Source organism: Nocardia sp. NPDC051911 (assembly GCF_040681035.1).
Taxonomy (GTDB): domain Bacteria; phylum Actinomycetota; class Actinomycetes; order Mycobacteriales; family Mycobacteriaceae; genus Nocardia; species Nocardia sichangensis.
In genome coordinates this window covers 70,666-97,536 of record NZ_JBFAXY010000015.1, presented here as the reverse complement: position 1 = coordinate 97,536, position 26,871 = coordinate 70,666, and the positions used below count along the sequence as shown (strand labels likewise).

27 protein-coding genes and 1 pseudogene are annotated in these 26,871 nt (G+C 67.9%); 17 read left to right on the top strand and 11 right to left on the bottom strand.

What is annotated here, in order from left to right; translation table 11 throughout:
* Positions 1–303: 303 nt before the first annotated feature.
* The 5 genes from prfB to ftsX all read left to right on the top strand — a co-directional run bounded on the left by prfB (position 304) and on the right by ftsX (position 4,101).
* Positions 304–1,419, top strand: coding sequence for a peptide chain release factor 2 (gene prfB, locus AB0L97_RS20110; RefSeq protein WP_355077869.1), 1,116 nt, complete (start codon positions 304–306; stop codon positions 1,417–1,419).
* Positions 1,420–2,280: a mechanosensitive ion channel family protein gene (locus tag AB0L97_RS20105; RefSeq protein ID WP_355077870.1), complete on the top strand. Its 861-nt coding sequence runs from the start codon at positions 1,420–1,422 to the stop codon at positions 2,278–2,280.
* A gap of 16 nt (positions 2,281–2,296) precedes the next feature.
* Entirely contained in the window at positions 2,297–2,422 is a 126-nt protein-coding gene (locus AB0L97_RS20100; protein WP_355077871.1) for a hypothetical protein, read from the top strand.
* A gap of 84 nt (positions 2,423–2,506) precedes the next feature.
* Positions 2,507–3,196 (top strand): cell division ATP-binding protein FtsE, encoded by a 690-nt coding sequence (gene ftsE, locus AB0L97_RS20095; protein ID WP_039800068.1) that lies wholly within the window; start codon positions 2,507–2,509, stop codon positions 3,194–3,196.
* Positions 3,196–4,101, top strand: a complete 906-nt coding sequence (gene ftsX, locus AB0L97_RS20090) for a permease-like cell division protein FtsX (RefSeq protein ID WP_355077872.1) — start codon at positions 3,196–3,198, stop codon at positions 4,099–4,101. Before ftsE ends, ftsX begins: the two co-directional genes overlap by 1 nt.
* A gap of 68 nt (positions 4,102–4,169) precedes the next feature.
* On the opposite strand, the gene AB0L97_RS20085 is transcribed toward ftsX, so the two are convergent.
* Positions 4,170–4,793: a Uma2 family endonuclease gene (locus tag AB0L97_RS20085; protein WP_364431553.1), complete on the bottom strand. Its 624-nt coding sequence runs from the start codon at positions 4,791–4,793 to the stop codon at positions 4,170–4,172.
* Between the two features lie 461 nt (positions 4,794–5,254).
* Here AB0L97_RS20085 and AB0L97_RS20080 point away from each other — a divergent pair, with 461 nt between their 5' ends.
* Complete coding sequence (locus AB0L97_RS20080) at positions 5,255–6,646, top strand: acyl-CoA dehydrogenase family protein (RefSeq protein ID WP_364431550.1); 1,392 nt, start codon at positions 5,255–5,257, stop codon at positions 6,644–6,646.
* Positions 6,647–6,680: 34 nt separating this feature from the next.
* Positions 6,681–7,910, top strand: a complete 1,230-nt coding sequence (locus AB0L97_RS20075; protein ID WP_355077874.1) for an acyl-CoA dehydrogenase family protein — start codon at positions 6,681–6,683, stop codon at positions 7,908–7,910.
* Between the two features lie 298 nt (positions 7,911–8,208).
* On the opposite strand, the gene AB0L97_RS20070 is transcribed toward AB0L97_RS20075, so the two are convergent.
* A complete protein-coding gene (locus AB0L97_RS20070; protein ID WP_364431546.1) occupies positions 8,209–9,111 on the bottom strand; it encodes a phosphatidylinositol mannoside acyltransferase in 903 nt (300 codons plus the stop codon).
* 595 nt (positions 9,112–9,706) lie between these two features.
* On the opposite strand from AB0L97_RS20070, the gene AB0L97_RS20065 reads away from it, so the two are divergent.
* Together AB0L97_RS20065 and AB0L97_RS20060 are read left to right on the top strand one after the other, a co-directional pair.
* Positions 9,707–10,339: a hypothetical protein gene (locus AB0L97_RS20065; RefSeq protein WP_355077876.1), complete on the top strand. Its 633-nt coding sequence runs from the start codon at positions 9,707–9,709 to the stop codon at positions 10,337–10,339.
* An 85-nt stretch (positions 10,340–10,424) separates the two neighbouring features.
* A complete protein-coding gene (locus AB0L97_RS20060; RefSeq protein ID WP_364431543.1) occupies positions 10,425–10,925 on the top strand; it encodes a winged helix-turn-helix domain-containing protein in 501 nt (166 codons plus the stop codon).
* Here AB0L97_RS20060 and AB0L97_RS20055 read toward each other — a convergent pair.
* On the bottom strand, positions 10,893–11,495 hold the full coding sequence (locus tag AB0L97_RS20055; protein ID WP_355077878.1) for a carboxymuconolactone decarboxylase family protein: 603 nt from the start codon (positions 11,493–11,495) through the stop codon (positions 10,893–10,895). The genes AB0L97_RS20060 and AB0L97_RS20055 overlap by 33 nt on opposite strands.
* A gap of 250 nt (positions 11,496–11,745) precedes the next feature.
* On the opposite strand from AB0L97_RS20055, the gene AB0L97_RS20050 reads away from it, so the two are divergent.
* From AB0L97_RS20050 to AB0L97_RS20030, 5 genes are all read left to right on the top strand, one after another.
* Positions 11,746–13,371, top strand: a complete 1,626-nt coding sequence (locus AB0L97_RS20050) for an acyl-CoA synthetase (RefSeq protein WP_355077879.1) — start codon at positions 11,746–11,748, stop codon at positions 13,369–13,371.
* A gap of 176 nt (positions 13,372–13,547) precedes the next feature.
* Positions 13,548–15,206 carry an acyl-CoA synthetase gene (locus AB0L97_RS20045; RefSeq protein ID WP_355077880.1) on the top strand — a complete coding sequence of 553 codons (1,659 nt, stop codon included), beginning with the start codon at positions 13,548–13,550 and terminating at the stop codon, positions 15,204–15,206.
* A 118-nt stretch (positions 15,207–15,324) separates the two neighbouring features.
* Complete coding sequence (locus AB0L97_RS20040) at positions 15,325–15,888, top strand: hypothetical protein (protein ID WP_364431538.1); 564 nt, start codon at positions 15,325–15,327, stop codon at positions 15,886–15,888.
* Positions 15,889–16,193: 305 nt separating this feature from the next.
* Positions 16,194–17,657 carry a PepSY-associated TM helix domain-containing protein gene (locus AB0L97_RS20035; protein WP_364431535.1) on the top strand — a complete coding sequence of 488 codons (1,464 nt, stop codon included), beginning with the start codon at positions 16,194–16,196 and terminating at the stop codon, positions 17,655–17,657.
* 99 nt (positions 17,658–17,756) lie between these two features.
* Positions 17,757–18,506 carry a hypothetical protein gene (locus AB0L97_RS20030; RefSeq protein ID WP_355077883.1) on the top strand — a complete coding sequence of 250 codons (750 nt, stop codon included), beginning with the start codon at positions 17,757–17,759 and terminating at the stop codon, positions 18,504–18,506.
* A gap of 25 nt (positions 18,507–18,531) precedes the next feature.
* Here the strand turns inward: AB0L97_RS20030 and AB0L97_RS20025 are convergent, their stop codons facing one another.
* From AB0L97_RS20025 to AB0L97_RS20010, 4 genes are all read right to left on the bottom strand, one after another.
* The gene (locus tag AB0L97_RS20025) at positions 18,532–18,966 is read right to left on the bottom strand and encodes an arsenate reductase ArsC (RefSeq protein ID WP_364431531.1); all 435 of its coding nucleotides are present in this window, start codon (positions 18,964–18,966) and stop codon (positions 18,532–18,534) included.
* A 9-nt stretch (positions 18,967–18,975) separates the two neighbouring features.
* A complete protein-coding gene (locus AB0L97_RS20020) occupies positions 18,976–19,701 on the bottom strand; it encodes an MIP/aquaporin family protein (RefSeq protein WP_364431528.1) in 726 nt (241 codons plus the stop codon).
* Positions 19,698–20,012, bottom strand: a complete 315-nt coding sequence (locus tag AB0L97_RS20015) for a metalloregulator ArsR/SmtB family transcription factor (protein ID WP_355077925.1) — start codon at positions 20,010–20,012, stop codon at positions 19,698–19,700. The genes AB0L97_RS20020 and AB0L97_RS20015 overlap by 4 nt, the downstream gene beginning before the upstream one ends.
* 123 nt (positions 20,013–20,135) lie before the next feature.
* Positions 20,136–20,666, bottom strand: coding sequence for an ArsI/CadI family heavy metal resistance metalloenzyme (locus tag AB0L97_RS20010; protein WP_364431525.1), 531 nt, complete (start codon positions 20,664–20,666; stop codon positions 20,136–20,138).
* A 98-nt stretch (positions 20,667–20,764) separates the two neighbouring features.
* Here AB0L97_RS20010 and AB0L97_RS20005 point away from each other — a divergent pair, with 98 nt between their 5' ends.
* Positions 20,765–21,124 (top strand): Rv2640c family ArsR-like transcriptional regulator, encoded by a 360-nt coding sequence (locus AB0L97_RS20005; protein WP_364431522.1) that lies wholly within the window; start codon positions 20,765–20,767, stop codon positions 21,122–21,124.
* 85 nt (positions 21,125–21,209) lie between these two features.
* Here the strand turns inward: AB0L97_RS20005 and AB0L97_RS20000 are convergent, their stop codons facing one another.
* A complete protein-coding gene (locus tag AB0L97_RS20000; protein WP_364431519.1) occupies positions 21,210–21,884 on the bottom strand; it encodes a hypothetical protein in 675 nt (224 codons plus the stop codon).
* A 525-nt stretch (positions 21,885–22,409) separates the two neighbouring features.
* On the opposite strand from AB0L97_RS20000, the gene AB0L97_RS19995 reads away from it, so the two are divergent.
* Both AB0L97_RS19995 and AB0L97_RS19990 read left to right on the top strand, forming a co-directional pair.
* Complete coding sequence (locus AB0L97_RS19995; RefSeq protein ID WP_364431516.1) at positions 22,410–22,586, top strand: hypothetical protein; 177 nt, start codon at positions 22,410–22,412, stop codon at positions 22,584–22,586.
* Between the two features lie 182 nt (positions 22,587–22,768).
* Positions 22,769–23,224 (top strand): annotated as a pseudogene (locus AB0L97_RS19990) (SRPBCC family protein); the annotation flags it as partial.
* Positions 23,225–23,450: 226 nt separating this feature from the next.
* Here the strand turns inward: AB0L97_RS19990 and AB0L97_RS19985 are convergent.
* From AB0L97_RS19985 to galK, 3 genes are all read right to left on the bottom strand, one after another.
* Positions 23,451–23,702, bottom strand: coding sequence for a hypothetical protein (locus AB0L97_RS19985; protein WP_364431513.1), 252 nt, complete (start codon positions 23,700–23,702; stop codon positions 23,451–23,453).
* A 12-nt stretch (positions 23,703–23,714) separates the two neighbouring features.
* Positions 23,715–25,433 carry a sodium:solute symporter family protein gene (locus AB0L97_RS19980; RefSeq protein WP_355077926.1) on the bottom strand — a complete coding sequence of 573 codons (1,719 nt, stop codon included), beginning with the start codon at positions 25,431–25,433 and terminating at the stop codon, positions 23,715–23,717.
* Positions 25,434–25,661: 228 nt separating this feature from the next.
* Positions 25,662–26,783, bottom strand: a complete 1,122-nt coding sequence (gene galK, locus AB0L97_RS19975) for a galactokinase (RefSeq protein ID WP_364431510.1) — start codon at positions 26,781–26,783, stop codon at positions 25,662–25,664.
* Positions 26,784–26,871 lie beyond the last annotated feature (88 nt).

The window sequence follows — 26,871 nt, the reverse complement described above, 5'->3', positions numbered from 1 at the left end:
TCCGCCCGGCAGGACGACTGATCAGGCACGACCGGCATCCCGTCGCGTGGCCGGAGCAGCATCTCCGCCGCGAATTCCAAACACCAACTGCGCCAAGCGCGGTCGCCGTTTAGGGTAGAAACCCATGAGGCGTCCGTCACAGCTCACCCGCCCGCCGCGGGCTGTCGAGCGAGCGCGCGACGTCCCGGCGATCCGCCCGCTCGGCCCGCGCCGGGCGCGAGCAACCCGCGCAGGCGCCGTCCCCGGTCACACCGCGCGCACTCGTGTGCTGCGGCCGAAGAGGGGCAGCTAGGCTTGACGATCGTGCATCCTGACGTTTCCGCTGATCTCGCCGAACTCGACGCCACTCTCAAGACGGTCGAATCGGTCCTCGACATCGACGAGCTGCGTCGTCGTATCGACGAGCTCGAGCATCAGGCCGCCGACCCCGAGCTGTGGAACGACCAGGACCACGCCCAGCGGGTCACCAGTGAGCTGTCGCACGCCCAAGGCGAGTTGCGCCGGGTGGAGGAGCTGCGTCAGCGGCTCGACGATCTGCCGGTGCTCTACGAACTGGCCGAAGAGGAAGAGGGCGAGGCCAAGACCAACGCGCTCGCCGAGGCCGACGCCGAGCGCGCCGCGCTGCACAGCGACGTGGAGGCCATGGAGGTCCGCACGCTGCTGTCCGGCGAGTACGACAAGCGCGACGCGCTGGTGAACATCCGCTCCGGCGCCGGTGGCGTGGACGCCGCCGACTGGGCCGAGATGCTCATGCGCATGTACATCCGCTGGGCCGACCGGCACAAGTACGGGGTCGAGGTCTACGACACCTCGTATGCCGAAGAAGCGGGCATCAAGAGCGCCACCTTCGCGGTGAAGACGCCCTACGCCTACGGCACGCTCTCGGTCGAGATGGGCACGCACCGGCTGGTGCGGATCAGCCCGTTCGACAACCAGGGCCGCCGCCAGACCTCCTTCGCCGAGGTCGAGGTGCTTCCCGTGGTGGAGACCACCGACCACATCGAGGTGCCGGAGACGGAGATCCGCGTCGATGTGTACCGCTCGTCGGGCCCCGGCGGCCAGAGCGTCAACACCACCGACTCCGCGGTCCGGATCACCCACTTGCCCACCGGCATCGTGGTCACCTGTCAGAACGAGAAATCGCAGCTGCAGAACAAGATCTCGGCCATGCGGGTGCTGCAGGCCAAGCTGCTGGAACGCAAGCGGCAGGAAGAGCGCGCCGAGATGGACGCGCTGAAGACCAACGAGGGCGCGTCCTGGGGCAATCAGATGCGCTCCTACGTGCTGCACCCGTACCAGATGGTCAAGGACCTGCGGACGAACTACGAGGTGAACAACCCGTCGGCGGTGCTCGACGGCGACATCGACGGGTTCATCGAGTCGGGGATCCGCTGGCGAATGCGAGAGCAGGCGAGCTAGATGAATGTCGCGGGCATCCAGGCTATCGCTTCCACCGGTTTCACCACGTGGCTACGCGGTTCGGGCCTGGAGATCGTGCTGCTCATCCTCGGCGCCATCCTGTTCAGCCGGCTCGCCACCTACCTGCGGGACCGGGTCACCCGCAGGATCGACGCGGGATTCCGCAGCAGCGACGCGCTGGTGCGCACCGAGGCGGCCAAGCATCGGCACGCGCTCGCCCAGGTGATCACCTGGGTGGTGCTGACCATCGTCTACGTGCTGATCACCATGGAGGTGCTGCGGCGGCTCGGCTTCGCCGTCACCGGGTTGGTCGCGCCCGCCGCGGTGCTCGGCGCCGCGCTGGGTTTCGGCGCGCAGCGCATCGTGCAGGACATCCTCGCCGGATTCTTCCTGATCACGGAGCGGCAGTATGGGTTCGGCGATGTGGTCCGCATCGCCGTGACCGGAGCCGCGGAGCAGGCCGAAGGTACGGTCGAGGACGTCACGCTGCGGATCACCACATTGCGCAACGCCGACGGTGAAGTGATCACCGTGCCCAACGGCCAGATCGTGAAGGTCACGAACCTGTCGAAGGATTGGGCGCGCGCCGCGATCGACGTTCCGGTGTCCGCCAGCGCCGACATCACCAGGGTCAACGAGATCCTGCACGAGGTGGGCGCGAAGGCGTACGAGGACGCTCGCCTGAAGCCGTTGCTGCTGGACGAGCCCACCGTCATGGGTGTGGAAGACCTGACCGTCGACCAGATGAACATCCGAATGGTTGCCCGGACGTTGCCGGGTAAACAGTTCGACGTCGGACGCGAGCTGCGGGTACGAGTCGCCGCGGCGCTGCGCCGGGAGGGAATCAGTGAGACCACGTAGATCCACGGCGATCCTGATGGCAACTTGGGTCGCCACGTTCGTGCTGTACGTATTCGTCAAACCCGAGGAGACCACCACCGCTCCGGCCACCCTGGTCAACGCTGTTCCGGCAGCGGTGTTCAACGAACAGCCGGGCCACTGAGCCGAGTGGGACCGACCGCCGCCGCACTGTCTCCCACGGTTGACAACGCAGGCCGCGAACGGTTGCTGGTTACACTGGCTCCCCGTGATCACCATGCGGAACGTGACCAAGTCGTACAAGACCTCGACGCGACCCGCGCTGGACAACATCACCGTCGATGTGGGCAAGGGCGAGTTCGTCTTCATCATCGGACCGTCCGGCTCGGGAAAGTCGACCTTCATGCGCTTGCTGTTGAAGGAGGAGACTCCGACGGCGGGCGAGATCAGAGTGGCCGATTTCCGGGTCGACCGCTTACCCGGCCGCAAGGTGCCCAAGTTGCGCCAGCGGATCGGGTGCGTCTTCCAGGATTTCCGGCTGCTGCAGCAGAAGACCGTGTACCAGAACGTCGCCTTCGCGCTGGAGGTCATCGGCAAGCGACGCCAGGTCATCGACCGCACGGTCCCCGAGGTGCTCGACATGGTCGGCCTCGGCGGCAAGGCCGACCGGCTGCCGACCGAGCTGTCCGGCGGTGAACAGCAGCGCGTCGCGATCGCGCGCGCCTTCGTGAACCGGCCGCTGGTGCTGCTGGCCGACGAACCGACCGGCAACCTCGATCCCGACACCAGCGCCGACATCATGATGCTGCTGGAGCGGATCAACCGCATCGGCACCACGGTGGTGATGGCCACCCATGACAACCACATCGTCGACGCGATGCGCAGGCGGGTGGTCGAACTCGACCACGGACGCCTGGTGCGGGACGAGGCGACGGGCGTGTACGGGGTGGGCCGGTAATGCGCGCGAGCTTCCTGTTCGGCGAGGTCTTCGCGGGCCTGCGCCGCAATGTCACGATGACCATCGCGATGATCCTGACCACCGCGGTCTCGCTCACCATGCTCGGTGGCGGTCTGCTGGCGGTGCGCATCGCGGACAAGACCGAGCAGTACTTCCTGGACCGGCTCGAGGTGCGGCTGTACCTGACCGAAGACGTGTCGGCCAACGACCCGGACTGCTCGCTGGACCCGTGCCGCTCGCTCATGGCGGATCTGAAGGCGACCAGCGGCGTGGAGTCGGTCCAGTTCCTCAACCGGGAAGAGGCGGTCCGCGAGGCCAAGGAGAAGACGTTCAAGGACCAGCCCGAGCTGGCCAAGTACGTCAGCGAGACGCCGTTGCCCGCGTCGCTGCGAGTCAAGATGGACAACGCGGAGCTCTATCCGACGATCTACGAGAAGTTCTACGACCGCCCCGGCGTCGGCATGGTGCGCAACGACAAGGACATCGTGGACCGGCTGGTCAGCCTGTTCGACGGGTTGCGCAACGCGGCGTTCGGCCTGGCCGTGCTGCAAGCGCTGGCCGCGGTGATGCTGATCGCGAACATGGTGCAGATCGCCGCGTTCACCCGGCGCACCGAGGTCGGCATCATGCGATTGGTCGGCGCGACCCGCTGGTACACCCAGCTGCCCTTCCTGCTCGAGGCCGTGGTCGCCGCGCTGGCCGGCTCCCTGCTCGCCATGTTCGGCCTGCTCATCGCCCGCCCGCTGGTGATCGACCGCGCCCTCGGCGACCTGTTCGCCAGCAAGGTCTTCCCCCGCATCACCGGCGACGACATCGCGATGACCGCGCTCGTCATCGCCCCGGTCGGCATCGTCTTCGCGGGGATCACGGCCTACGCGACGCTGCGGTACTACGTGCGCGAGTGATCCTTCGGGCCGGTGGCCGCAGCGCCACCGGCCCGCTCGGACCGCGTACGAGTCGGCTCCGACCCCTCTTACAGCACGAGATCGGTGAGCTGGTCCCAGTCGAGCTGGATGCGGATCGGCAGATCGACGGCGAACGCGGTCTGCGGCTTCAACACGCGGGCGAGCCGGTAGTGACCGACGCTGTGGTCCATGCCGTAGGTCTCGATCGCGGTCACCTCGGTGTCCGACACGCTGACCAGCCAGTACCACGGAATTCCGGCAGCGGCGTATTCGCCCATTTTCTCGAGTCGGTCCGTTTTGACATGGCTGGGCGAAATGATCTCGACGGCGATCTTCAGATGGCGCGCCGGCATCGGTCGCACATCCGCTGGCACGCACTCGAACAGTGCGATGTCGGGACGCCGAATCGTCGCTCGGGGCACTTCCCAAAGGACCACGTCGAAGTCGTGGTTGGCGTCCAGACATGCCGACGGATCTTCGGCCATGTATTCACGAGCCGCCGATTCCAGCATCGCCAAGAGCCGGTGGACGGCTTTCTGATGTGCCCTACTCGGTGATTCGCAACGGACCGCGTCCCCGTTCACCACTTCGACCAAGCGGCAGAACTCTTCCGGAAGCTCGCGCCAGATGTCGACCGTGATCGGCTCCGGCTGCACATTGTCCGGCCGGGCCCAGTCGAAGATCGCTGACATGCGTCGGATTGTAATCACGGCACCACGGTCGACCGCCTCCGTCGACATCACCTGCCGTTGGATTCGTCTCGCCTGCCGACCGCACCGCCGCCAGGTTCGAGACAGCTCTGCCGATCGCTCCACACAGGCACGCATGTCCCCTGTCGACGAAATAACGAATCAGCATCGATCGCCGCTATGGCCTTGGATCGCGGCGAACCGGCGGCGGTCGATCCGGCTATCCGGCTCGGAGTGTTCGCGTGTGTTCCGAAGCCGCAGCTCATCGCGCTGCGTGGCCTAGCACGACGCGCGCAGGAGGCGACGGCCGACCCCGGGACGCAACTTCGGGCACTTGTCCAGCAAGGCGCGGATTCACCGCGTATGCTGCACCTCGACGCACTTCTTACTCAGCAGTAAGATAGCCTTACTCTGGAGTAAGATAGCTGGGAAAGACCGCACCAACCCATCCGAGAAAACAGGTGATGATGAGCACTCGAGACAGCGCAACGAAGCGACGTCCAGACACGTCCGCGGTCGGCCTGAACCATCCCAAGCGGGATTGGATGGGCGCGGCGATGCGGGTCATGACGAGCATTACCGGGTCGGAACTGGCCGAGAAATACAACCTGCGCAAGCCGATCGAGCGCGTCACCTACGAGGGCACCAAGACCGGCTTCCGCACGCTCGGCGCGGCGACCCGCGCCTTCGCCAAGGTCGCGGGCGGCGGTGCGCCGAAGCGCCTGGCCACCAACGAGGCGAAGAACAAGGACTTCTTCGACCTGACGCCCAGCGACGAGCAGCAGATGATCGTCGAGACGGTGCAGGAGTTCGCCGCCGAGATCCTGCGCCCGGCCGCCTACGAGGCCGACAACGCCGCCAAGGCGCCGCGCGACCTGCTCGAGCGCGCCGCCGAGCTCGGCATCACCCTGATCAACGTCCCCGAGGAACTCGAGGGTGCGGCCTCCGAGCGCGGCGCGGTGACCAACTCGCTGGTCGCCGAGGCGCTGGCGCACGGCGACATGGGCTTGGCCCTGCCGATCCTCGCTCCCAGCGGCGTCGCGGTCGCGCTCGCGCAGTGGGGCAGCGACGCGCAGCAGAAGACCTACCTGCCCTCCTTCACCGGCGAGAACGTGCCGCAGGCTTCGGTGGTGATCAGCGAGCCCCGCGCCCTGTTCGACCCGTTCGCCCTGGACACCAAGGCCGTGCGCTCGCCGAGCGGCTACCGCATCTCGGGCGTGAAGAGCCTGGTGCCCGCCGCGGCCGACGCCGAACTGTTCCTGATCGCCGCCGAGCTCGACGGCCGTCCCGCGCTGTTCATCGTCGAATCGGACGCGCCCGGTCTGGTGGTCGAGGCCGATCCGAGCATGGGTCTGCGCGCCGCGGGCCTGGGCCGGCTGATCCTGGACAACGTCGCGGTCGGCGCCGACGCCATCCTGGGTGAGGGTGACGCCGCGACCCGCGCCGAGGAGTACGCCGACGCCGTGCGCCTGGCCCGCCTCGGCTGGGCTTCGCTCGCCGCGGGCACCGGCCGGGCCGTGCTGGACTACGTGATCCCGTACGTCAACGAGCGCGAGGCGTTCGGCGAGCCGATCTCGCACCGGCAGGCGGTGGCTTTCATGGTCGCCAACATCGCGATCGAACTCGACGGCCTGCGGCTGGTCACCCTGCGCGGCGCGTCCCGCGCGGAGCAGGGCCTGTCCTTCGGCCGCGAGGCGGCGCTGGCCCGCAAGCTCGCCACCGACAAGGGCATGCAGATCGGCCTCGACGGCGTGCAGCTGCTCGGCGGCCACGGCTTCACCAAGGAACACCCGGTCGAGCGCTGGTACCGCGATCTGCGGGCCATCGGCGTCGCCGAAGGTGTCGTGCTCATCTGACCGGCCCGTTCCGTTTTCCAGGAGACCTCACAACATGATCAACCTCGAACTCCCCAAGAAGCTGCGGGCCAGCGCGAACCAGGCGCACCAGGTCGCGCAGGAGATCTTCCGCCCGATCTCGCGCAAGTACGACCTCGCCGAGCACGACTACCCGGTCGAGCTGGACACCATGGCCGCCATGGTCGAGGGCTTGGCCGACTCCGGCACCCAGAAGATCGGCGGCGCCGCCGGTGGCCGCTCGGATGACAGCGAGGGCGACCGCCACGCCACCGAGCTGCTCGGTAACACCAACGGCGGCAACATGTCCGCGCTGTTGAACGCGCTGGAGACCTCGTGGGGCGACGTCGGCCTCATGCTGTCGATCCCTTACCAGGGCCTGGGCAACGCGGCCATCGCCGCTGTCGCCACCGACGAGCAGCTGAAGCGCTTCGGCAAGGTGTGGGCCTCGATGGCGATCACCGAGCCGTCCTTCGGCTCCGATTCCGCCGCCGTGTCCACCACCGCCGTGCTCGACGGCGACGAGTGGGTGCTCAACGGCGAGAAGATCTTCGTCACCGCGGGTCAGCGCTCGACCCATATCGTGGTGTGGGCGACGGTGGACAAAAGCCTCGGCCGCGCGGCGATCAAGTCGTTCGTCGTGCCGCGTGACGCTCCCGGCCTGTCGGTGGCGCGGCTCGAGCACAAGCTCGGCATCAAGGCCTCCGACACCGCCGTGCTGCTGTTGCAGGACTGCCGGATCCCGAAGGACAACATCCTCGGCAGCCCGGAAGTCAACGTGGAGAAGGGTTTCGCCGGGGTCATGCAGACCTTCGACAACACCCGCCCGCTCGTCGCCGCGATGGCGATCGGCGTGGCCCGCGCCGCGCTGGAAGAACTGCGCTCGATCCTGACCGCGGCGGGTGTGGAGATCTCCTACGACACCCCCGCGAACAACCAGCACGCCGCAGCGGCCGAGTTCCTGCGGATGGAAGCCGATTACGAGTCCGCCTACCTGCTCGCCCTGCGCGCCGCGTGGATGGCCGACAACAAGAAGCCCAACTCGCTCGAGGCGTCCATGTCCAAGGCGAAGGCGGGCCGCACCGGCACCGACGTCACCCTCAAAGCCGTCGAACTGGCCGGCGCCATCGGCTACTCGCAGCGCACGCTGTTGGAGAAGTGGGGCCGCGACTCGAAGATCCTGGACATCTTCGAAGGCACCCAGCAGATCCAGCAACTCATCGTGGCGCGCCGGGTGCTGGGCAAGACCAGCGCCGAGCTGAAGTGACGCCGCGCTAGACGGTCGACAACGGAATCCGGTGCGAGCTTCTCGGACTCGCACCGGATTTTTCGTTCTCTCCGCCGCCGGTAGGCGAATGACGTGTCCCCGAACACTTTCAGTGATGCGTAGCTATGGATTTCGCCCCGCGGGTTCCGTACTCTTCGCCCCCATGTGGAGCATCGTTCTCATTTCGATCGTCAGTTGTTTCGTGATAGCCGCTGGATTCGCGTGGGGGCTGCCCGGCGACTGAGACGCCCCCTCGTATCAGCGCGTTCGCTCGCCGACTTGGGCACCGCCGAGCGTTTCAGTTCGGGTTTCGGCGAGCGAGCCGGGCGGCGGTGACGTCGGCTGTCCAGAGGGGCTGGAGCATGTGCCAGTCGGCGGGGTGGGCGGTGATTCCCGCCGCGAATCGATCGGCCAGCGCCTGGGTGGTCTCACGCACTCCACGGCTGGTGTCGATAGGTGGATCCACGCGGAATCCCCAGCCGTCGGGCGTGTACCAGCAGTGCACGGGGAGAAGTGGCGCGCCGGTGTCGATGGCCAGCCGAGCCGGACCGGCCGGCAGCCGAGCCTGCTCACCGAAGAAAGTGACCGGTACGCCCGTACCGGACAAGTCGCGTTCCCCGAGTAACCCGACTATCCGCCCCTGCCGGATCCGGGCGAGCAACTGCGGGAACGGCGGCGTCGCGGTGCCGGTGAGGGGGATGATCTCGAAGCCCAAGCGTTCACGGAAACGAACGAAGCGCCGGAACAACGATTCCGGCGCGAGCCGCTCCGCGACCACGGTCGGCGAGCCGACGCGCTGCACCAGCCAGACCCCCGCCAGGTCCCAATTACCGCTGTGCGGCAGGGCGAGCACGGCTCCGGTGCCGCGTTCGACCGCCCGGTGGATGTGTTCGAGTCCGGTCGCCGAGGATTCGATGGCGTCGGCCAGGCTCAGCGGGTCCATCGACGGCAGCCGGAAGGCTTCGCGCCAGTACCGGGCATAGGAGCGCAGGCTCGCCAGGACCAGCGGCTGCGGCACCTCCTCCGGCGCGGTGCCCAGGACCCGAGAAAGGTTCCGGCGCAATTGGTTCGGTCCGCCGTTCTGAGCCGCGCGTTCGGCTCCCACATCGAAGAGGCGGACGGCCAGTGGTTCCGGCAGGGCGCGCACCAGCCGCCAACCCGCGGCGTAACCGAGATCCCATGCCCTGGCCGCCGGATCCATCGGTCACCCGCCTGCGGCCTGCGTCGTTTCGTCGGTCGCCATGGCAGGAGTTGCGGCGACAGCGTCGCTGAATACGGGCAGATCGACCGCGCCCGGCATCGGCGCGCTGGTATCGACCGGCTCGCTCCGATGGCTGAACAGGTCAGATGAGGGTCGGTTACTTCGATACATTCCGGGGTTCTCCGCTCACTCGCGATCGATGGCACCCGACTGGGTGGCGTACCGCGAAGACACGATCGCCGCCGCCGCGAATTCGGCGGTCACCTCGAGAACTCCACACTACGCCTGCGCAGATCAAACGGAATGGTTTTATCGGAAGTGCGCCGAACCGCTCCTTGGAAGAGACCCGCGATGATGGCGACGACCGCGGCCGGTTCCCTTCGCGATGTCCGACGACGAGGACAACCACCGCGGCTGCTGTCGACGGGCAGGCCGCTGCATCGATGTGTCAATGACACGATCACGCCAATCCGCGTTCATCCCTGGACAGACGCGCCCCGGCCGAGGCAGCCTATCGCCCTGAGTCGCTGGATCGACGAATCAGCGGACGTATCTTCACTCGAGCAGTACCAGCAAACTTCAAGGAGAACTGGTTATGCAACGACTGAGTTTCACGCGTCGCCTCGCCACCGCTTTGGCCGCCTCGGCAGTGTTGACAGCGCCCTTCGCCGGACACGCCGCCGCCCAACCCGCCGCGGTCGATTGGTCCGCCGCCGCGCAGCAACTGCGGACCGCCGCGGCCGGTAATCCGGCGGCGGAGCAGGCGGTGGATCGGCTGATCGCCTCCGGACAGCTCGCGAAGGCAGGTCAGGTCGCCTTGCCCGCCCAGCCGTTCCAGGTTCCGGCGCAGTCGGATATCGGACGCGGTGAGGGGCCGGGCGTGTACGGATCGGGAATCGCCCTCGGGATGGACGGATTCCGCATCGGGTTCTTCGGCGGCCCCGGCACCATCTCGCCGAACCAGGGCGGCGCGAAGCTCGAGGCGCTGTGGATCAACCTGGCCAACGGGCGCAGCGGCACCGAACTGCTCTACGAACACAACGACGTTCCGGTGGACACCACCATTCGCAGCCGCGCCCTGGACACCGGCGCGGGCCCGGTGGTCGCCGCGGTGTACGGATCGCTGTGGCATCGTTGGTCGGTGCCCGTCAGCGACATGAACCCGGATGGGTACGCCTACCGGTTGGGCACCATCTCGGTTCCGTCGTTCGGCGCCGTCTACAACTGAGTACGAAAGCCCCCGGCTCCCGCCGCCACGGGAGCCGGGGCCATCGGTTTGTCGGAAGTTATGGAATTCCGTAGCTTTTGGGTTCGTGAGCCTGGAAGACCGAGTCGCCGAGTTGGAACGGCGGCTCAGCGCGCTGGAAGAAAGAATTCGCCCCGAAGATCTCCCGCCGGGCGCCGAGCAGTGGGCGGTGGCTCGTCTGCGGGACGAGTTCGCCACGGCCGACGAGCCCGACGGCGGCGTGGTCTTCGCCGGGTCGGTCCGTTTGCCCAACGACCAGCAGCGCGAGTGGCAGGCCCGGTTCACCACCGGCGACCTCATCGAGGACGACTGGGCCGAGACGGCGGAATGCCTTGCGGCGCTGGGCAGCCCGGTGCGGCTGCGGCTGCTGCGCGAGATCATGGGCGGGCGGCGAACCGCGGCCGAACTGGCCGGAGTGGACGGTGTCGGCGACTCCGGCCAGATCTATCAGCACTTGCGGCAACTGGCCGCCGTCGGCTGGCTGCACACCGCGGGGCGCGGGCGATTCGAGGTGCCCACCGCCCGGGTGGTGCCCTTACTCGTCGCCCTGGCCAGCGCTCGCCGCTGATTCCGGCGGCACTCCGGCGGCCACATATCCGGCGGTGGCGAGCATCCCACCGATCTGCTCGTAGGTCGCCCGCTCCTTGGGCGCGACCGTCGCCAGGCCGTCCACATAGCGGTTGAACATGCAGAACGCCGAAGCGATGAGGACCGCGTCGTGGATGTCCTCGTCCTTGGCGCCCGCGGCGCGCGCGTTCTCGACGTCCTCCGCGGTCACCTCGAGTCCCGACCGGCGCACCTTGTCCGCGATGCGCAGCAGCGCACGCAGTTTCGGATCGATCGCGGCGGAGTCCGCGTCTTCGATGACGGCGTCGATCAGCTCGCGACCGCCGTCGACCAGCGCTGCCGCGGTCGCCGCGTGCGACTGGGTGCAGAAGTAGGTCTGGTTGCGCGACGACACGTACGCGGCGATGGTTTCGCGCTCCCCCGGCGTCAGCGGGGACGACCCACGCAACAGGGTCTGCGCGAATTCGCTGAGCGCCGTCCCGGTTTCGGGCTTGAAAGCGAACAGGCCGCGGATGCCGGGCAGATCGCCGGGAATGTCGATGAACGGTGCACGGTCCTTCGGATCGGACATTGGCCGCGTCTCCCTTCGAGCGGTCTCGAGACGTTGCGAGGTTAGCGCTACCGGCCGGTAACGGCGGGCGAAAAGACCGAAATCGGACCGGCGACCGCTCTCACCTGCGGTGGCCGCGACCGAACCGAGACGGGTTTGTCCGTTTCTGTTGTGACCTGTCACACTCCGCACTGCTACGGTGTCAAGTCACACGCCGTACCGGTTCGCTAGGTCGAGGACCGACGCGAGGGTTTTGTGGAGGTTGTTCGACATGAATTTGGCCCACACGCTGGAGGCCGTGAAGGCGCTGGGTGTGCTGCGCAGCCGGGGTGTCACCGATCCCCGGAAGCCGCTGGAGACACTGCGGACGATGAAGGAGTCGCGCATCCTCGGCCCGCAGGCCACGCTGATCCGGCACTCCGCGCGCGTGGCGCCGGACGCTCCGGGCATCGTGGACGAGGCGGGCGCCCTGACCTACCGCGAACTGGACGACCGGTCGACGGCCGTCGCGCGCGGCCTGCAAGCGGCGGGCATCTCCGAAGGCCAGGTGATCGGCGTGCTCGCGCGCGACCACCGCGGGCTCATCATCGCCATGGCCGCCGCGGGCAAGCTCGGCGTGCGAGTCGCGTTGATGAACACCGGATTCGCGAAGCCGCAGTTCGCCGAGGTGTGCGCCCGCGAGAAGGTCAAGGCGGTGCTGCACGACAGCGAGTTCCTCGGCCTGCTCGACGCGTTGCCCGCCGACTTGCCGCGCTACATCACCTGGGTCGACGAGGGCGCCACACTCCCCGAGGGTGCGCAGACGCTCGACGACCTGGTGGCCGCCAACTCCGCCGAGCCGCTGCCCGCGCCGAGCAAGCCCGGTGGCTTCATCATCCTGACCAGCGGCACCACCGGCCTGCCGAAGGGCGCTCCGCGCACCAAGGTCACTCCGCTGTCGACGGCGCAGATGGTCGACCGCATCCCGTTCCCGCAGCGCGGCACTCAGGTGATCGTCTCGCCGATCTTCCACAGCACCGGACTGGCCACCTGGCTGGTCGGCGCGGCGCTGGCCAACAAGGTCGTGGTGCGCCGCCGGTTCGACGCCGAGGCCACGCTCGCCCTGGTCGCCGAGCACAAGGCCGACATGCTGGTGGCGGTGCCGACGATGCTGCACCGGATGGTCGAACTCGATCCGGCGATCCGGGCGAAATACGACACGTCCTCGCTGAAGTCGATCGTGCTGGCCGGTTCGGCGCTGTCGCCGGAACTGACGATCAAGGCCACCGAGGCGTTCGGTCCGGTGCTCTACAACCTCTACGGCTCCACCGAGTGCGCCGTGGCGACGGTGGCCAACCCGGAGGATCTCGCCCTCGCGCCCGGCACCGTCGGTCGCGCGCCGATCACCTGCGAGGTTCGGCTCTACGACGACAACGACCAGCGCGTCACCGCCACCAACACCACCGGCCGAATCTTCATCCGCAGCGGCGCTCCGTTCGAGGGCTACACCGACGGCAGGCACAAGCAGATCATCGACGGCTACATGTCCAGCGGCGACGTCGGCCACTTCGACGAGAACGGCCTGCTCATGGTGGACGGCCGCGACGACGACATGATCGTGTCCGGCGGCGAGAACGTCTTCCCGCAGGAGGTGGAGAACCTGCTGCTGGAACGGCCCGACATCTTCGACGTGGCCGTGGTCGGCGTGGACGACGTGGAGTTCGGCAAGCGCCTGCGCGCCTTCGTAGTTCCCGAGCCGGGCTCCTCGCCCGACGGCGAGGAGATCAAGGCGTACGTGAAGAACAACCTGGCGCGCTACAAGGTGCCGCGCGAGGTGGTCTTCCTCGATGACCTGCCGCGGAACGCCACCGGCAAACTGCTGCGCCGCGTGCTGGTCGAGTACGAGGTCAAGGCCTGATGAACAGCGGGCCGGGCCACCGCGCCCGGCCCGTTACCAGCGGGTAGCGTCCGCTGAGATACATGACACAACCGGTTACACAAGCTTGCTAGTGTTAGCACCAGCACTGGGTATCGAAATTGCGGTCCGCACCACCCGAAGGATCACCGGGTGATACCGCCGGAAGGTTGTCGTCGATGTCTCTTTCCCTCCCCGCGTTGGGCGGCGCCGCCCGCAAGGCGGGCGATCTTGCCCTTGGCGTGAACGTGATGGTCAAGCGGCGGCTGTTCAATCCGCTGCGCCCCGACCATGCCGCTCGGTCGGCGTTCAATATCTTGAAGTTCGGCCCGTTCGCGGGTGTCGTCATGCATGCCGCGCAGACGAGGCCGCACGCCGTCGCGATCGTCGATGAGCGCGGGGAGCTGACTTTCGGCGGTCTCAACGAACAGTCCAACGCCTTGGCCCGCGGCTTGCAGAGCAAAGGCATCAATCCCGGTGACGTGGTGGCGATCCTGGCGCGCGACCACCGCGGCATGGTGCTGAGCCTGCTGGCCACCGGCAAGCTCGGCGTGCGCGGCGTGCTGATGAACACCGGGTTCGCCAAGCCGCAGTTCGCCGACGTCGCCGAGCGCGAGAACGTCAAGGCGGTGCTGCACGACAGCGAGTTCATCGACCTGATGAGCGCCATCCCCGCCGCGATCCCGCGCATCCTCACCTGGGTGGACGAGAAGGACAACGCCGATCCGGCGATCCCGACCGTCGATTCGCTGATCAGCGGGCAGTCCGGCGCATCGCTGCCCGCCCCGGCCAAGCCCGGCGGCATCGTCATCCTGACCAGCGGCACCACCGGCACCCCGAAAGGGGCCCCGCGCGACCGGGTCAGCCCGTTCGCCTCGGCTCAGTTCGTCGACCGGGTGCCGCTGCCCGCCAACGGCACCATGATCATGGCGGCGCCGATCTTCCACGGCACCGGCTTGTCCCAGTTCACCCTCGGTCTCGCGCTGGGCAACCGGGTGGTCTTCCAGCAGCGCCGCTTCAATCCCGAGCAGACCTTGGCGAACATCGAGAAGTACCGGGCGGATTCGCTGGTCGTGGTGCCCACCATGCTGCAACGCATCCTGGACCTGGATGCGGACGTGCTGGCGAAGTACGACGTCAGCAGCATCAAGGTGATCTTCGCGGCGGGCTCGGCCATCGCGCCGGACGTGGTGACCCGCACGCTGGACCACTTCGGCGACAGCCTCTACAACCTCTACGGCTCCACCGAGTGCGCCGTCATGACCGTCGCGACGCCCGAGGACCTGCGCAAGGCGCCGACCACCGCAGGCAAGGCTCCGGTCGGCATCCGGATCGTGCTGCTCGACGAGAAGCGCAAGCCGATCACCGAGCCGAACGTGACCGGAACCATCTTCGTGGACAACGGCTTCGCCTTCACCGGCTACACCGACGGTCGCGGCAAGGAGATGGTCGACGGCATGATGTCCAGCGGCGATGTCGGGCACTTCGACGCCGACGGCCTGCTCTACATCGACGGCCGCGACGACGACATGATCGTCTCCGGCGGCGAGAACGTCTTCCCGCTCGAGGTGGAGAACCTCATCGCCGGTCGCGACGACATCTTCGAAGCCGCGGTCGTCGGCGTCGAGGACCGCGAGTTCGGCAAGCGGCTGCGCGCGTTCGTCGTTCCCGGTCCCGATTGCAAGCGCGATCCGCAGGAGATCAAGGACTACGTCAAGGCGAATCTCGCCCGCTACAAGGTGCCGCGCGAGGTGGTCTTCCTCGACGAGTTGCCCCGCAACGCGACCGGCAAGCTGCTGCGCAAGCCGCTCATCGAGATGGAGGTCGACGCGGGCTGAGCGGAGCGCGTCCACGGTCTTCCTGGCGGTGCGCCTGCCGCCCGCCATGGAGGCCTGAGTATTTTCGGGGCCTGCTGATGCGGTCGGACGCGTGCAACCGGTCCGCTATCATCAGCGGGTGAGTTACGAGTTCGACCGGTCTGCCGCGGGACGTCGCGGCGCCGTCGCGCGGGTGCGCGGTGGCTCGGCCGGTGCGATCTCGGGGGCCATTTCCGTCGCGGCGCACGGCTGGGCTTCCGGCGGCATGCTGCCGGACACCACCGCGCTGGCCCTGCTCGCCGCCGCGTCCGCCGTGATCGGCGCGCTGGTCGCGGGCCTGGCCCCGCTGCGCGAGACGTCGACCGGGCTGGTCGCGGCGCTGGTCGCCGGGCAGTTGCTCGGGCACTTCACCATGGGGATCAGCTCGGGACACCTGCATCACGGTGATGCCCAGCTGACCCCGGCCATGCTGGCCGCGCACGTGTGCGCGGCATTCGCGGCGGCCATCGTGATCCGGGGGGCGGAGGCCGCCTACCGGATCGGCACCGCGGTGCTGCGCCGGGTGCTGCCGGTGCGGCACACCCCGCCCGTCGTCGCGGACCGCGCTCCTTTGCGGACGGCCCATCGTGACCGGGTCGTCCTGCGTGTTTTCGCCACCGAGGCGCTGCGCACACGCGCTCCGCCGCTCGCGGTCGTTCTCTGAATTCTTTCCACTCCCGGTGCACGCGTGGCGTGAGTATCGCTCATCGTCACGGTCTTTCCTCGTGCAGCGCAGCGTCGCGGCGCACTCTCGTGCCCACTCCTGAGCGTGCCGACGCGACGCCGTTCACCGAATCGCACACCTTCCTTCCGTGCGGTTCCGAGATCGCGCTTCCGTCGAATGGACGCGTCCGCAAATGATTCCGCGACGGCTGTCCGCGCAGGACGGTCGCCGCGGCGGTCGCGTGCCCACGGCCGTCAGAAAAGGTTGCGTCCCACCCGGGTTCCGCCGTCAGAAACGAAATGATCGTGAGTACAACAGAAACTATTTCCGACGCCGACTTATCGGAGCCGTCGGATTCCTCCGGCCCACGCCGGGCCACCGCGCGTAACAGTTTGTACGCGCTGGCCATGCGGCTGCACTTCTACGCGGGAGTGTTCGTCGGGCCGTTCATCCTCATCGCCGCCGTCACCGGCGCGCTCTACGCGATATCCCCGACGCTCGAGTCGATCGGGTCGCGCGACCTGCTGACGGTCACCGCGACCGGAACGCCGAAGCCGCTGTCGGAGCAAGTCGGCGCGGCCGTCGCCACGCGGCCGGATCTCCAGCTCGTCGCCGTCGCCCCGGCGGGGGGCGCCGAAGACACCACCCGGGTGCTGTTCAGCGACCCGTCGCTGGGGGAATCCGAGCGGCGGGCGGTGTTCGTGAACCCGTACACCGCGCAGCCGGTGGGCGATTCCGTCGTATACGGCAGCTCGGGTGCGCTGCCGATGCGCACCTGGATCGATCGGTTGCACCGGGACCTGCACCTCGGCGAACCCGGCCGGCTCTACAGCGAGCTCGCCGCGTCCTGGCTGTGGATCGTCGCGCTGGCCGGGCTGGTCATCTGGGTGCGCCGGGTGCGCAGCCGACGGGCCCGCAACGGCTGGGGCTGGCTGTTCGCGGCCGATCGGTCGCAGCGCGCGCGAGGCCGCACCCTGAACTGGCACGGGGCGGTCGGAATGTGGGTGCTTCCCCTGGCGCTGCTGCTGTCGGCGACCGGCATGACCTGGTCGACCTACGCGGGTGCGAACGTCACCGAACTGCGTGAGCAGCTCAGCTGGACCACACCCGCGGTCAGCACCGCGCTGCCCGGAACCGCTGCCTCGAGCCATGATTCGGGTTCCGATCACCACGGCGGCGGGCACGCCGACCACGCGCCCGCCGCTCCGGCCGAGCGGATCGCCCAGTTGGATCGGGTCTACGCGACCGCCCGCGCCGAAGGCATCACGCAGCCGGCCGAGATCGCCGTACCGGCCGCGCCGGGCAAGGCGTTCGCGGTGAAGGAACGCCGGATGCCCGGCACCTACACCGTCGACTCCGTGGCCGTCGACGGCGCGACCGGCGCGGTCACCGACCGTCTGCCGTACGCCGACTGGCCGCTGATGGCCAAGCTCACCAACTGGGGCATCCAGTTCCACATGGGGCTGATGTTCGGGTTGCTCAATCAGTTGTTGCTGCTCGCGGCGATGATCGGCCTGATCACCGTGATCGTGCGCGGCTACCTGATGTGGTGGCGCAGGCGGCCGACCCGCGATACGGGGCGGTTCGTGCTGGGCCGCGCCCCGCGACGCGGCGCGTTGGGCAAGACCTCGCTCTGGCTGGTCGTGCCGCTGGTGACCGCCGTGCTGGTGGTCGGCTGGTTCGTCCCGCTGGTCGGGTTGAGCCTGCTCGCCTTCCTCGCGATCGACGTGCTGCTCGGCCTCGCCGGACGGATGCGCGCCGCCGCTTAACCACACATTCGCGGGCGAAGGCCCGTCACCCCAACGACCTACCGAAACGTCACGGGTATGGCCGTCGCTTCGCCATGCCTTCGAAACCGAGGATTTCCCATGCAGATCACGAAACTAGCCCTGGCCGCCGCGTTCACCACCGCTGCCGTGAGCATCGCCGCGGGCACGAGTTCCGCCGCCCCCGAGGTCGCTGCGGTGGACAGCGCGTCCGTCGAGGCCACATCCACGGAGGCCGCCGAGGCCGTCGGTTTCACCGCCCACGCCACCGAGACCGCCAGCATCATCAGCATCGATTCCGGCTCGCTTGTGGTCGAGGACCAGGTGCTGAAGGTGAAGGCCGCCGACGGCACCGTCGTCGCGGGCACGCCGTTGACCTTCCTGGTCGACGAGTTCGAATTCCCCATCGCCGCGGAGATTTCCGACCGCACCGCGACGCTGACCCCCCAGTTCGACCTGGCACACGCGGTCTACAAGCCGGTCGCCCTGCCGTTCGAGGACAAGGCGCCGTGGAAGACGGAGTACGACCGTGAGCAGGCGGCCTGGTCCCGGATGACCAGCACCATCTCCATGGGCGCCACCATCGGCACCCTGGTCGGCGGCATCGGCGGCGCGGCGGTGGGCTGCGTGCTCGGCGGCATCGCCGGAGCGACCGTCGCCGCCGCCACCATCGTCGGCATGTTCGGCCCGTTCATTCCGGCCGCCGCCGTCGGCTGCCTCGGCGGCATCGTCGCCGTCGGCGCCCTCGGCACGGTCGCGGGCCAGATCCTGGTGACGGCCCCCGTCGCCATCGGCGCGGCGATCATGTACTTCTCCACGATCAACGCACCCATGCCGGCTCCGCTGAAGTGATCTCCGGCCCGGCATCGAGGGCGTGTCACTCGGTGCCGGGCCCCGCTTCATCCGTTATCCGAAGACCGATTTCGGCGAGCAGGTCGCGGACGTGCCGTTTTATCTCGGTGCGGATCGCGCGGACGGTGGCGCGGTCTTGTCCGGCGGGATCGTCGAGCTTCCAATCGAGATAGCGTTTTCCGGGGTAGTAGGGGCATGCGTCGCCGCAGCCCATGGTGATGACGACGTCGGAGGCTTCGACAGCTTCGGGCGTCAGGATCTTCGGCTTCCGGTCGGTGAGGTCTATGCCGATCTCGTTCATGACTTCGGCGACGACAGGGTTGATCTCGTCGGCGGGGGCCGAGCCTGCGGAGCGGACCTCGACTTCGCCCTGAGCGAGGTGGGCGAGCAGGGCGGCGGCCATTTGGGAGCGTCCGGCGTTGTGGACGCAGACGAACAGCACGCTCGGTATGGCTGGCATCGCGGCCTTTCAGTGAGTGTCGATGGTGTCGCGGGGGATGACGGCCTTGTCGGCGGCGGCGGTGGCCGGGTAGAGGATGGCGACGAGGGCCATGCCGATGAGTGCGCCGAGGAGTTGGGCGGCGAGGTAGCCGGGCACTGAGGCGGGGGCGATTCCGGCGAAGGTGTCGGAGAAGACGCGGCCGATGGTGACGGCGGGGTTGGCGAACGAGGTGGAACTGGTGAACCAGTACGCCGCTCCGATGTATGCGCCGACCGCTGCCGCCGACAGGGCCGCTCGCCCGCTGCGGGCCAGGCCGAAGACGACGGCGATCAGTCCGGCCGTGGCGACGACTTCCGCGATTACATGGCCGGTGGTAACGCGATGGTGGGTGGAGATCTGCAGCGCGGATCGATCGAACATGATGTTGGCGAGGATCGCTCCGAAGACGGCTCCGGTCGTTTGGGCGGCGATGTAGCCAGGGAGGTCTCGGCCGGAAAGGCCGGTGCCTCGGCGTCGCCCGAGTAGCCAGTCCACCACGGAGACAACGGGATTGAAGTGCGCGCCCGACACCGGCCCGAAGACCAGGATCAGCACCGCGAGTCCGAGAACGGTGGCGGTGGAGTTCTCCAGTAGCTGCACGCCGATGTCATCGGGCGACAGTTGCCGGGCAGCGATGCCGGAGCCGACGACGACGGCGACGAGCAGGGCGGTGCCGAGGAATTCGGCCAGTAGCCGCCGGGCCAGGTCGGTCATCGCGCCGCTTCCGAGACGGTGATGTCGAGCAGGCGGGACAACTGCCGCAGCGCGGCGGGTTCGATGCGGTAGTACACCCACGACCCGCGCCGCTCGCTGCTGAGCAGTCCGGCTTCGCGCAACACTTTCAAGTGATGGGAAATGGTCGGCTGGCTGACGTCGAAGCCTTCCGACAGGTCGCAGACGCACGCCTCCCGCCCGGCATGGCCGGCGACCACCGACAGCAGCCGCAAACGGACCGGGTCCGACAGCGCTTTGAAGACGCAGGCCAGCTCGATGGCGGCGTCGGCGGTCAGCGGTTGGCGGATCATCGGCGTGACCTCACACGATGGTGCGGTCACGCCGACGAGCGGTAACTCCTGTTTCGACACGGATCGATATTGATGTACATCGAATCCACAGGCAAGCGAACACCGGGTTAACGTCGCCCGGGGTCAGTGGCAGCAGGTGGCACCCGAGTCGATTGCCTCCTTCTTGGCGACCGAGCCGCAGCACGCACCTTCGGCGGCGGCTTCCTCGACCGTGCCACAGCAGGACTGAACCGCCTCGGCGTCGGAAGGCGTGGCCGCACCGGTGAGTTCGGGTGCCGTACCGAAGGTTTCACTGTCGGCCAGCACGGTGTAGACCTCCCAGCGTTCGGCGTCCGGCGCTGTCACCCAGACTTTGTCCTGCGTGGCGAAGCAACAGGTGGTGGAGATCTGCTCTTCGGTGAACAACCCGGCTTCCGACAGGCGGGCGATCTCGGCGTGCACCTGGTCGGAGGTCTCGACCTCGACGCCGAGGTGGTTGACGCTGCCGCCGTGGCCGGGGTTCTCGATCAGCACGAGTTTCAGCGATGGTTCGGTGACGGCGAAGTTGGCGTAGCCGGGCTTGCGCTTGGCGGGCTCGGTGCCGAACAGGGTCGAGTAGAACCGCACGGCCCGGTCGATGTCGTCGACGTTGAGGGCGAGTTGGATGCGGGACATGACTACCTCCACTTGTGTGACATATATCGAAGAACCGGTTCGGTGCCGAGTCTGCCACCTTTTCGACATATGTCAATGAAGTGGGTAGAGTCGACCGCATGCCCAAGACGCTGCCCGTGATCGACATGTCCGCCCCGGTCTGCTGCACGCCGGTCGCGGCCGGGCCGATCGACGACGACGCCGCGCTCGCGGTGGCGCTGCGGTTGAAAGCGATCGCCGACCCGGCGCGAGTGAAGCTGCTGTCACTGCTGTTGACCAGCACTTCCGACGAGGAGAACGGCGGCGATCTCGCCGCGGCGGTCGGATTGTCGGAGTCGACGGTGAGCCATCACCTCGGCCAGCTCCGTAAAGCCGGGCTGGTGGAATCCGAACGGCGCGGCGTGAACACCTTCCACCGCGCCCGCCGCGACGCCCTAGCGGCACTGTGCTTCGTCCTCGACCCCAACTGCTGCCGCTGACCCTGTTCTGAACAACAAGATCAACGGCACATGGTGGAGCGGCTTACTCGCGAAATGCCGCAGTCATGCGCCGTTGATCTTGAACTTACTTGGGAAGCGCGGTGACGCATTCGTACATGTGACCGTCGAAGGAGCCGAGCGGGGCCACGCTCCAGAGCATTCCGGTCTCTTCCATGCTGGGGGTGTAGATTTCGCTGCCCGCGCTGTTGAAGTAGCCGAAGGACGTTCCGGGGAACTTCTTGCCGGAGGAATTCAGGTATTCCGTCATCGAGTCGACGAAGGCGGAGAAGCGCGCGGAGTCGCTGGATTCCTCTTCCGCTACCGCGGCGGCGTTCTGCGACCAGTCGTCGTATTGCTCCATCAGCGAACCGGAGGGCGCGGGTGTGCCGGACGGGAAGGCGATGGCCTCGTAGATTCGGGAGCGGTCGCGGAACCCCGACAACGTCCAATAGATCGACGACGCGTCGCCACGATCGACGCCCGCGTTGTCCGACATGTGGCACACGCCGTACGCATGGACGTCCAGTTTCAAGCCGAGGCGGCTCAGCCAGCCGGGGAGCGCGTCTTCGAATTGGCTGAGACACGCCTCGTCGTCGCTGCCGTCCTCTTCCGCCTCGGTGGCAGCCATCAGGCAGGCGAGCTGGTACGCGCCGTAGGCATCGTCCCGGCCGCCGTTGGAGCCCTGAATGCGATTCTTCAGTGCCTCGGGATCGCGCCTCTCGCTGCGGGTGGGCATGTCGAAGATCTCGACCTTCTTCATTCGAACCCTCCTTCACTCGATCGTCCGGCATCTGTTCGTCCTCAACCCTGACCACACGCGGGCCTGCCGTCCTCGCACATTCCGGGTGGTTCTCACGCTCGGGATGTGCGGCACGTCGGTTCCGGAGACGCCCGGGGCGGGCGGGCCGAGTCGGTGGCGGAACGGCGGAGCATGCCGACTCGCCGGCGGTCGAGGACCAAATGCCGGAGGTGAAGACCGCGGTCGCAGCGACCGCCACGCTTCCCGACGCCAGGCGGCAATACCGCAGGAACGATCGCGCAAGCCCTCGATTGTGTTGTGCCAGAACGATTGTCGGCTGTTCTGGACAGATGTTACGTTGGCCGCGAACCGCTCTTCGTGAACCAGGGGGCATCTCGATGAAGTCGAAGTCCGTACTCGCTGGAACAGTCGTCCTGTGCGTGCTGGCTGCCTGCGGTAACGAGGATCAGAGCAACCCAGGAACCTCCGACACAAAGCTGGCAGTGCCCGGGCTGGCGGATAGAAGTACGCGAGGAACCGGCCATCTTGCCCCACTCGAAGGCCGTCGCGGTCTGGCGCGGCGAGCGGCTGGACGAAGGCGCGTTCGCCGTGCTGGACGCGACCACCGGGAAGGCTCGTTGGAGCCGACAGCGGTACGCGCGCTGGGCGCGTTGGCCGCCGACGTCGTCGTCTGAATTGATTCGGGAAGAAAACAAGGCCTGATCGGGCCGGGGACCTGGTCCGACGGCGCTGGGCGGCACGTGTGACGAGGATTCCGCTCTGTTTGCCCCCCCCAACGACCCGGGTAAGCGACCAATGTCCCGAGTCGCCCCACAAGGGAGCGCTTGTCAACCGAGAGACGCCCGCCCGCGAACAGTGCGGATGGGCGAGGAAAGGGGTAGCAAGTGAGCACAATGGCCGCCACGGTGGACGTCGAGGTTCCGGTTCGCACCGCCTACAACCAGTGGACGCAGTTCGAGTCGTTTCCGCAGTTCATGGAGGGTGTCGAAGCGGTACAGCAGATCGATGACCGGCATATGCACTGGCGTGTCCATGTCGGCCCGTCGACGCGGGAGTTCGACGCGACCATCACCGAGCAGCATCCCGACGAACGCATCGCCTGGAAGTCCGACAGCGGACCCAAGCACGCGGGCGTCGTCACGTTCCATCGGCTCGACGACACCCACACCAGGGTGACCACGCAGATGGACGTCGACCCGGAAGGGTTCGTGGAGAACGTCGCCGACAAGCTCGGTGTGCTGAAGCACCGGGTGAACGGTGACCTGGAGCGCTTCAAGCACTTCATCGAGCATCAGGGCAGCGAGACCGGTGCGTGGCGCGGCGACATCCCGCGTCCGGACGCCGGCGGCACCGCGACCGAACGCGGCACGGCTCCCCGGCCCGGCGTCGGCGGAACCGGCATGCCGGGCGCAGGCGGAACCGGGACCCCGGGAACGGGCGGAACCGGCAGCCCGGGTGTCGGTGGGACCGGCACACCCGGCACGTGGCCCGGCGGAACCGGTAGCCCGGGCGTCTGACCAGTGCGATGACGACGCCCCCTGGGTCTCCCAGGGGGCGTCGTTCGCGTCAGGCGGAGTCGCGCTCCTCATCGGTGTCCGCCGGATGCGCTTCCGGTGGCACCTGGACCGGGCGCAGCAGCGCCCAGGCCACGAAGGCCACCGCCACCACGCCCATGCCGAGCCCGGCCCACAGGTTCACGTTCACCCCGCCGGTCTTGGCCTGCTCGGCGGCGGTGTCGTGCACCAGTCCGGTGACCACGAGAACGATCGCGTAGCAGCCGAGCAACCCGCCGACGATGGTACGGATATCGAAAAACATTGCGGCGATTCCTTATCCGACGAAGATGTTGAGCGCGATCACGAGCACGAGCGCGATGCCTGCCAGCAGGACCGGGCGCTGGTACCAGGGCAGCGTGTCGGCCTCCGGGTCGGTGCGCACTTCCTTCGGCGTCTCCGAGTAAACCAGCCCGATCAGTTCCGCCGCCGGTTTCGGCTGGGTCACCTGGGTGACCAGGACACTGACGAGGATGTCGACCACGAACGCGACACCGGCGGCGACGAAACTCGCCCCTTGGCCGGACAGCTCGAAGACCTTCGTCTCGTGCAGGATGAAAACGACTATGGCGGAGGCTGTTCCGCAGACCAGACCGGTCCAGCCCGCGGTCGGCGTCATCCGTTTCCAGAACATGCCGAGGATGAACGTGGCGAACAGCGGCGCGTTGAAGAAGCTGAACAAGGTCTGCAGGTAGTCCATCATGTTGCTGAACCCGGAGGCGATGAACGCGGTGAAGATCGCGGCCACGGTCGCGCCGATCGTGGCCAGCCTGCCCACGCCGAGGTAGTAGCCGTCCGCGCGGTCGCGCCGCACGTACTGCTGCCACAGGTCGTAGCTGAACACCGTGTTGAACGCGGAGACGTTGGCCGCCATGCCCGCCATGAACGCCGCGAGCAGGCCTGCCAGCCCCACACCCAGCAGGCCGTTGGGCAGCACGTCCTTCATCAGGTAAAGCAGCGCCTGGTTGTAGGTGGTGTCGCTCTCGAAGTCCGGATTCGCCGTCACCGCCGCCTTGTACTCCGCCATCTGCGGCACCAGCACCGCGCTGATCATGCCGGGGATCACCACGATCAGCGGGATGAACATCTTCGGATACGCGCCGATGATCGGCGTGCGCCGCGCCGCGGAGATGGAGTGCGTCGCCATCGCGCGCTGTACCTCGACGAAGTTCGTGGTCCAGTACCCGAACGACAGCACGAATCCGAGGCCGAACACGATGCCGAGGATCGACAGGAAATCGTTGGAGAATCCGCTGAGCGCGTTACCGGGCCACGATTCCAGCTGCGCCGCGCCGCCCGGCGAGGCGGTCACTTTGTCGCGCAGCCCGTCCCATCCCCCGACCCGGTGCAACCCGACCAGGGTGAGCGGCAGCAACGCGGCGACGATGACGAAGAACTGGAGCACTTCGTTGTAGATCGCCGCGGACAGACCGCCGAGGGTGATGTAGGACAGCACGATCACCGCGGCCACGATCACCGAGACCCACAGCGGCCAGCCCAGCAGCACGTTCACGATCGAGCCGAGCAGGTACAGGTTGACCCCGGCGATGAGGATCTGCGCGACGGCGAAACTCAGCGCGTTCACCAGATGGGCTCCGGTGCCGAAGCGGCGGCGCATGAATTCCGGCACGCTGCGGACCTTGGAGCCGTAGTAGAACGGCATCATCACCACGCCGAGGAACAGCATGGCGGGCACCGCCCCGATCCAGAAGTAGTGGAAGGTCGGGAAGCCGTACTCCGCGCCGTTGGCGGACATGCCCATGATCTCCACCGCGCCGAGGTTGGCGGAGATGAACGCAAGGCCGGTCACCCAAGCCGGTAGCGAGCGCCCGGACAAGAAGAAGTCGATGCTGGATGACACCCGTTGCCTGGCCAGAAGGCCGATGCCGAGCACGAACACGAAATACAGGGCGACCAGCGCGTAGTCGACGGGCTGCGCGTCCAGGCGGAGGGTCTCGGCGGCTTCGAGGTGCGGTGGCGAAGCGGCCGAGTGCAGGCCGGGCACGGCGGCGAGAACGGACGAATCGACGAGCGGCACAGCGTTCCTCCTGGCGGTGAAACCGGGGCGGCGAGCGAGGTCGTTCGTCGTGCGAGAGCCGCGTCGTGCTGGTCCTGCCCGGCGCGCGCGACCTCCTCGTCGCCCGCCGAATGGTGTCGGCAGACACCACTGTGCGCGATCATGCCCAACGGCGTGGCACATTCGCGCACAAATCCGGTCGGTCGCTCAGTCGACCCGGTGGGCTCCAGGGGCGGGGACCACCACGAAAGTGCGCGGATCGGGGAGATCCGCGTCGGCGAAACGCTGCCGCACCGAATCCGCCACCGCCGCGGTGCGGTCCCGGTCGACGAGCGCGATGACGCTGCCGCCGAATCCGCCGCCGACCATCCGCGCGCCGTGCGACCCGGCCGCCAGCGCGGCGTCGACCGCCGCGTCGAGGGCCGGAGTGGACACCTCGAAGTCGTCCCGCAGCGAGCCGTGTCCTGCGGTGAGCACCGGGCCGATTCCACGCGGGTCGAGCCCTTCCCGCAATTTTTCGGCAACTGCGACCACTCTGGCGTTCTCCGTCACCACATGCCGGGCGCGCCGACGCAGCACGTCGTCGGCGATCCGGGTGGTGTCCGTCGCCGACGCCACGTCGCGCAAGGTCTCGACGCCGAGTGCCTCGGCCGCCGCAGCGCATTCCGCGCGGCGCTCGGCGTAGCGGCCGTCGGCCAGTTCGTGCGGCTGGCCGGTGTCGACGACAAGGAGTTCCAGCCCGAAAGCGCCGAGATCGAAAGGGATCTGCTCGACGCCGCGCGGCGCGGCGGTGTCGGCGGCGAATGCCCGCACGTCCAGCAGCAGCGCGTGCCCGGCGGTGCACAACATCGCGGCCGATTGGTCGAGCAAGCCGGTCGGCGCGCCGACGTAGTCGTTCTCGGCGGCGCGGGCCATGTCGATCAGCGTGCGATCGGTCAGGCCCGGCGCGAACAGATCACGCAGCGCGATGGCCACCGCGCAGGACAGCGCCGCCGAGGACGACAGGCCCGCGCCGATCGGCACCGCGCCGTCGAGGTCGAGATCCACGCCGGGGATCCGGTGTCCGCGCCGGGTGAACTCGGCGACCACGCCGAGCGGATAGCGCGACCAACCAGGCACCCGCGCCCGCGCGCCTTCGAGGTCGGACACCGCGACGAGCACCGGCTCGCCGGGCCGCTGCCGCGAGCCGACCCGCACCAGCCCGTCCGTGTGCGGCGCCGCCGTACACCGCGCCACCAGCGGCAACGCGATCGGCAGGACGTAGCCGTCGTTGTAGTCGGTGTGCTCACCGATGATGTTGACCCGCCCCGGCGCCACCCATGTCCGCACACTCGCTCCTCGCTGTCCCGGTCGGTGCCAGGGTACGAGACACGCCGCCCGGACATCGTTTTCGGCCCGGTCGGCTGCGGGATCGGCG

Excerpts from the sequence above, each read along its gene's own strand:
- AB0L97_RS20105 (WP_355077870.1), top strand. The coding sequence starts at position 1,420 with ATGAATGTCGCGGGCATCCAGGCTATCGCTTCCACCGGTTTCACCACG.
- AB0L97_RS20100 (WP_355077871.1), top strand. The coding sequence starts at position 2,297 with ATGGCAACTTGGGTCGCCACGTTCGTGCTGTACGTATTCGTCAAACCC.
- ftsX (WP_355077872.1), top strand. The coding sequence starts at position 3,196 with ATGCGCGCGAGCTTCCTGTTCGGCGAGGTCTTCGCGGGCCTGCGCCGC.
- AB0L97_RS20085 (WP_364431553.1), bottom strand. The coding sequence starts at position 4,793 with ATGTCAGCGATCTTCGACTGGGCCCGGCCGGACAATGTGCAGCCGGAG.
- AB0L97_RS20080 (WP_364431550.1), top strand. The coding sequence starts at position 5,255 with ATGATGAGCACTCGAGACAGCGCAACGAAGCGACGTCCAGACACGTCC.
- AB0L97_RS20075 (WP_355077874.1), top strand. The coding sequence starts at position 6,681 with ATGATCAACCTCGAACTCCCCAAGAAGCTGCGGGCCAGCGCGAACCAG.
- AB0L97_RS20070 (WP_364431546.1), bottom strand. The coding sequence starts at position 9,111 with ATGGATCCGGCGGCCAGGGCATGGGATCTCGGTTACGCCGCGGGTTGG.
- AB0L97_RS20065 (WP_355077876.1), top strand. The coding sequence starts at position 9,707 with ATGCAACGACTGAGTTTCACGCGTCGCCTCGCCACCGCTTTGGCCGCC.
- AB0L97_RS20055 (WP_355077878.1), bottom strand. The coding sequence starts at position 11,495 with ATGTCCGATCCGAAGGACCGTGCACCGTTCATCGACATTCCCGGCGAT.
- AB0L97_RS20050 (WP_355077879.1), top strand. The coding sequence starts at position 11,746 with ATGAATTTGGCCCACACGCTGGAGGCCGTGAAGGCGCTGGGTGTGCTG.
- AB0L97_RS20045 (WP_355077880.1), top strand. The coding sequence starts at position 13,548 with ATGTCTCTTTCCCTCCCCGCGTTGGGCGGCGCCGCCCGCAAGGCGGGC.
- AB0L97_RS20030 (WP_355077883.1), top strand. The coding sequence starts at position 17,757 with ATGCAGATCACGAAACTAGCCCTGGCCGCCGCGTTCACCACCGCTGCC.
- AB0L97_RS20025 (WP_364431531.1), bottom strand. The coding sequence starts at position 18,966 with ATGCCAGCCATACCGAGCGTGCTGTTCGTCTGCGTCCACAACGCCGGA.
- AB0L97_RS20020 (WP_364431528.1), bottom strand. The coding sequence starts at position 19,701 with ATGACCGACCTGGCCCGGCGGCTACTGGCCGAATTCCTCGGCACCGCC.
- AB0L97_RS20015 (WP_355077925.1), bottom strand. The coding sequence starts at position 20,012 with ATGATCCGCCAACCGCTGACCGCCGACGCCGCCATCGAGCTGGCCTGC.
- AB0L97_RS20010 (WP_364431525.1), bottom strand. The coding sequence starts at position 20,666 with ATGTCCCGCATCCAACTCGCCCTCAACGTCGACGACATCGACCGGGCC.
- AB0L97_RS20005 (WP_364431522.1), top strand. The coding sequence starts at position 20,765 with ATGCCCAAGACGCTGCCCGTGATCGACATGTCCGCCCCGGTCTGCTGC.
- AB0L97_RS20000 (WP_364431519.1), bottom strand. The coding sequence starts at position 21,884 with ATGAAGAAGGTCGAGATCTTCGACATGCCCACCCGCAGCGAGAGGCGC.
- AB0L97_RS19985 (WP_364431513.1), bottom strand. The coding sequence starts at position 23,702 with ATGTTTTTCGATATCCGTACCATCGTCGGCGGGTTGCTCGGCTGCTAC.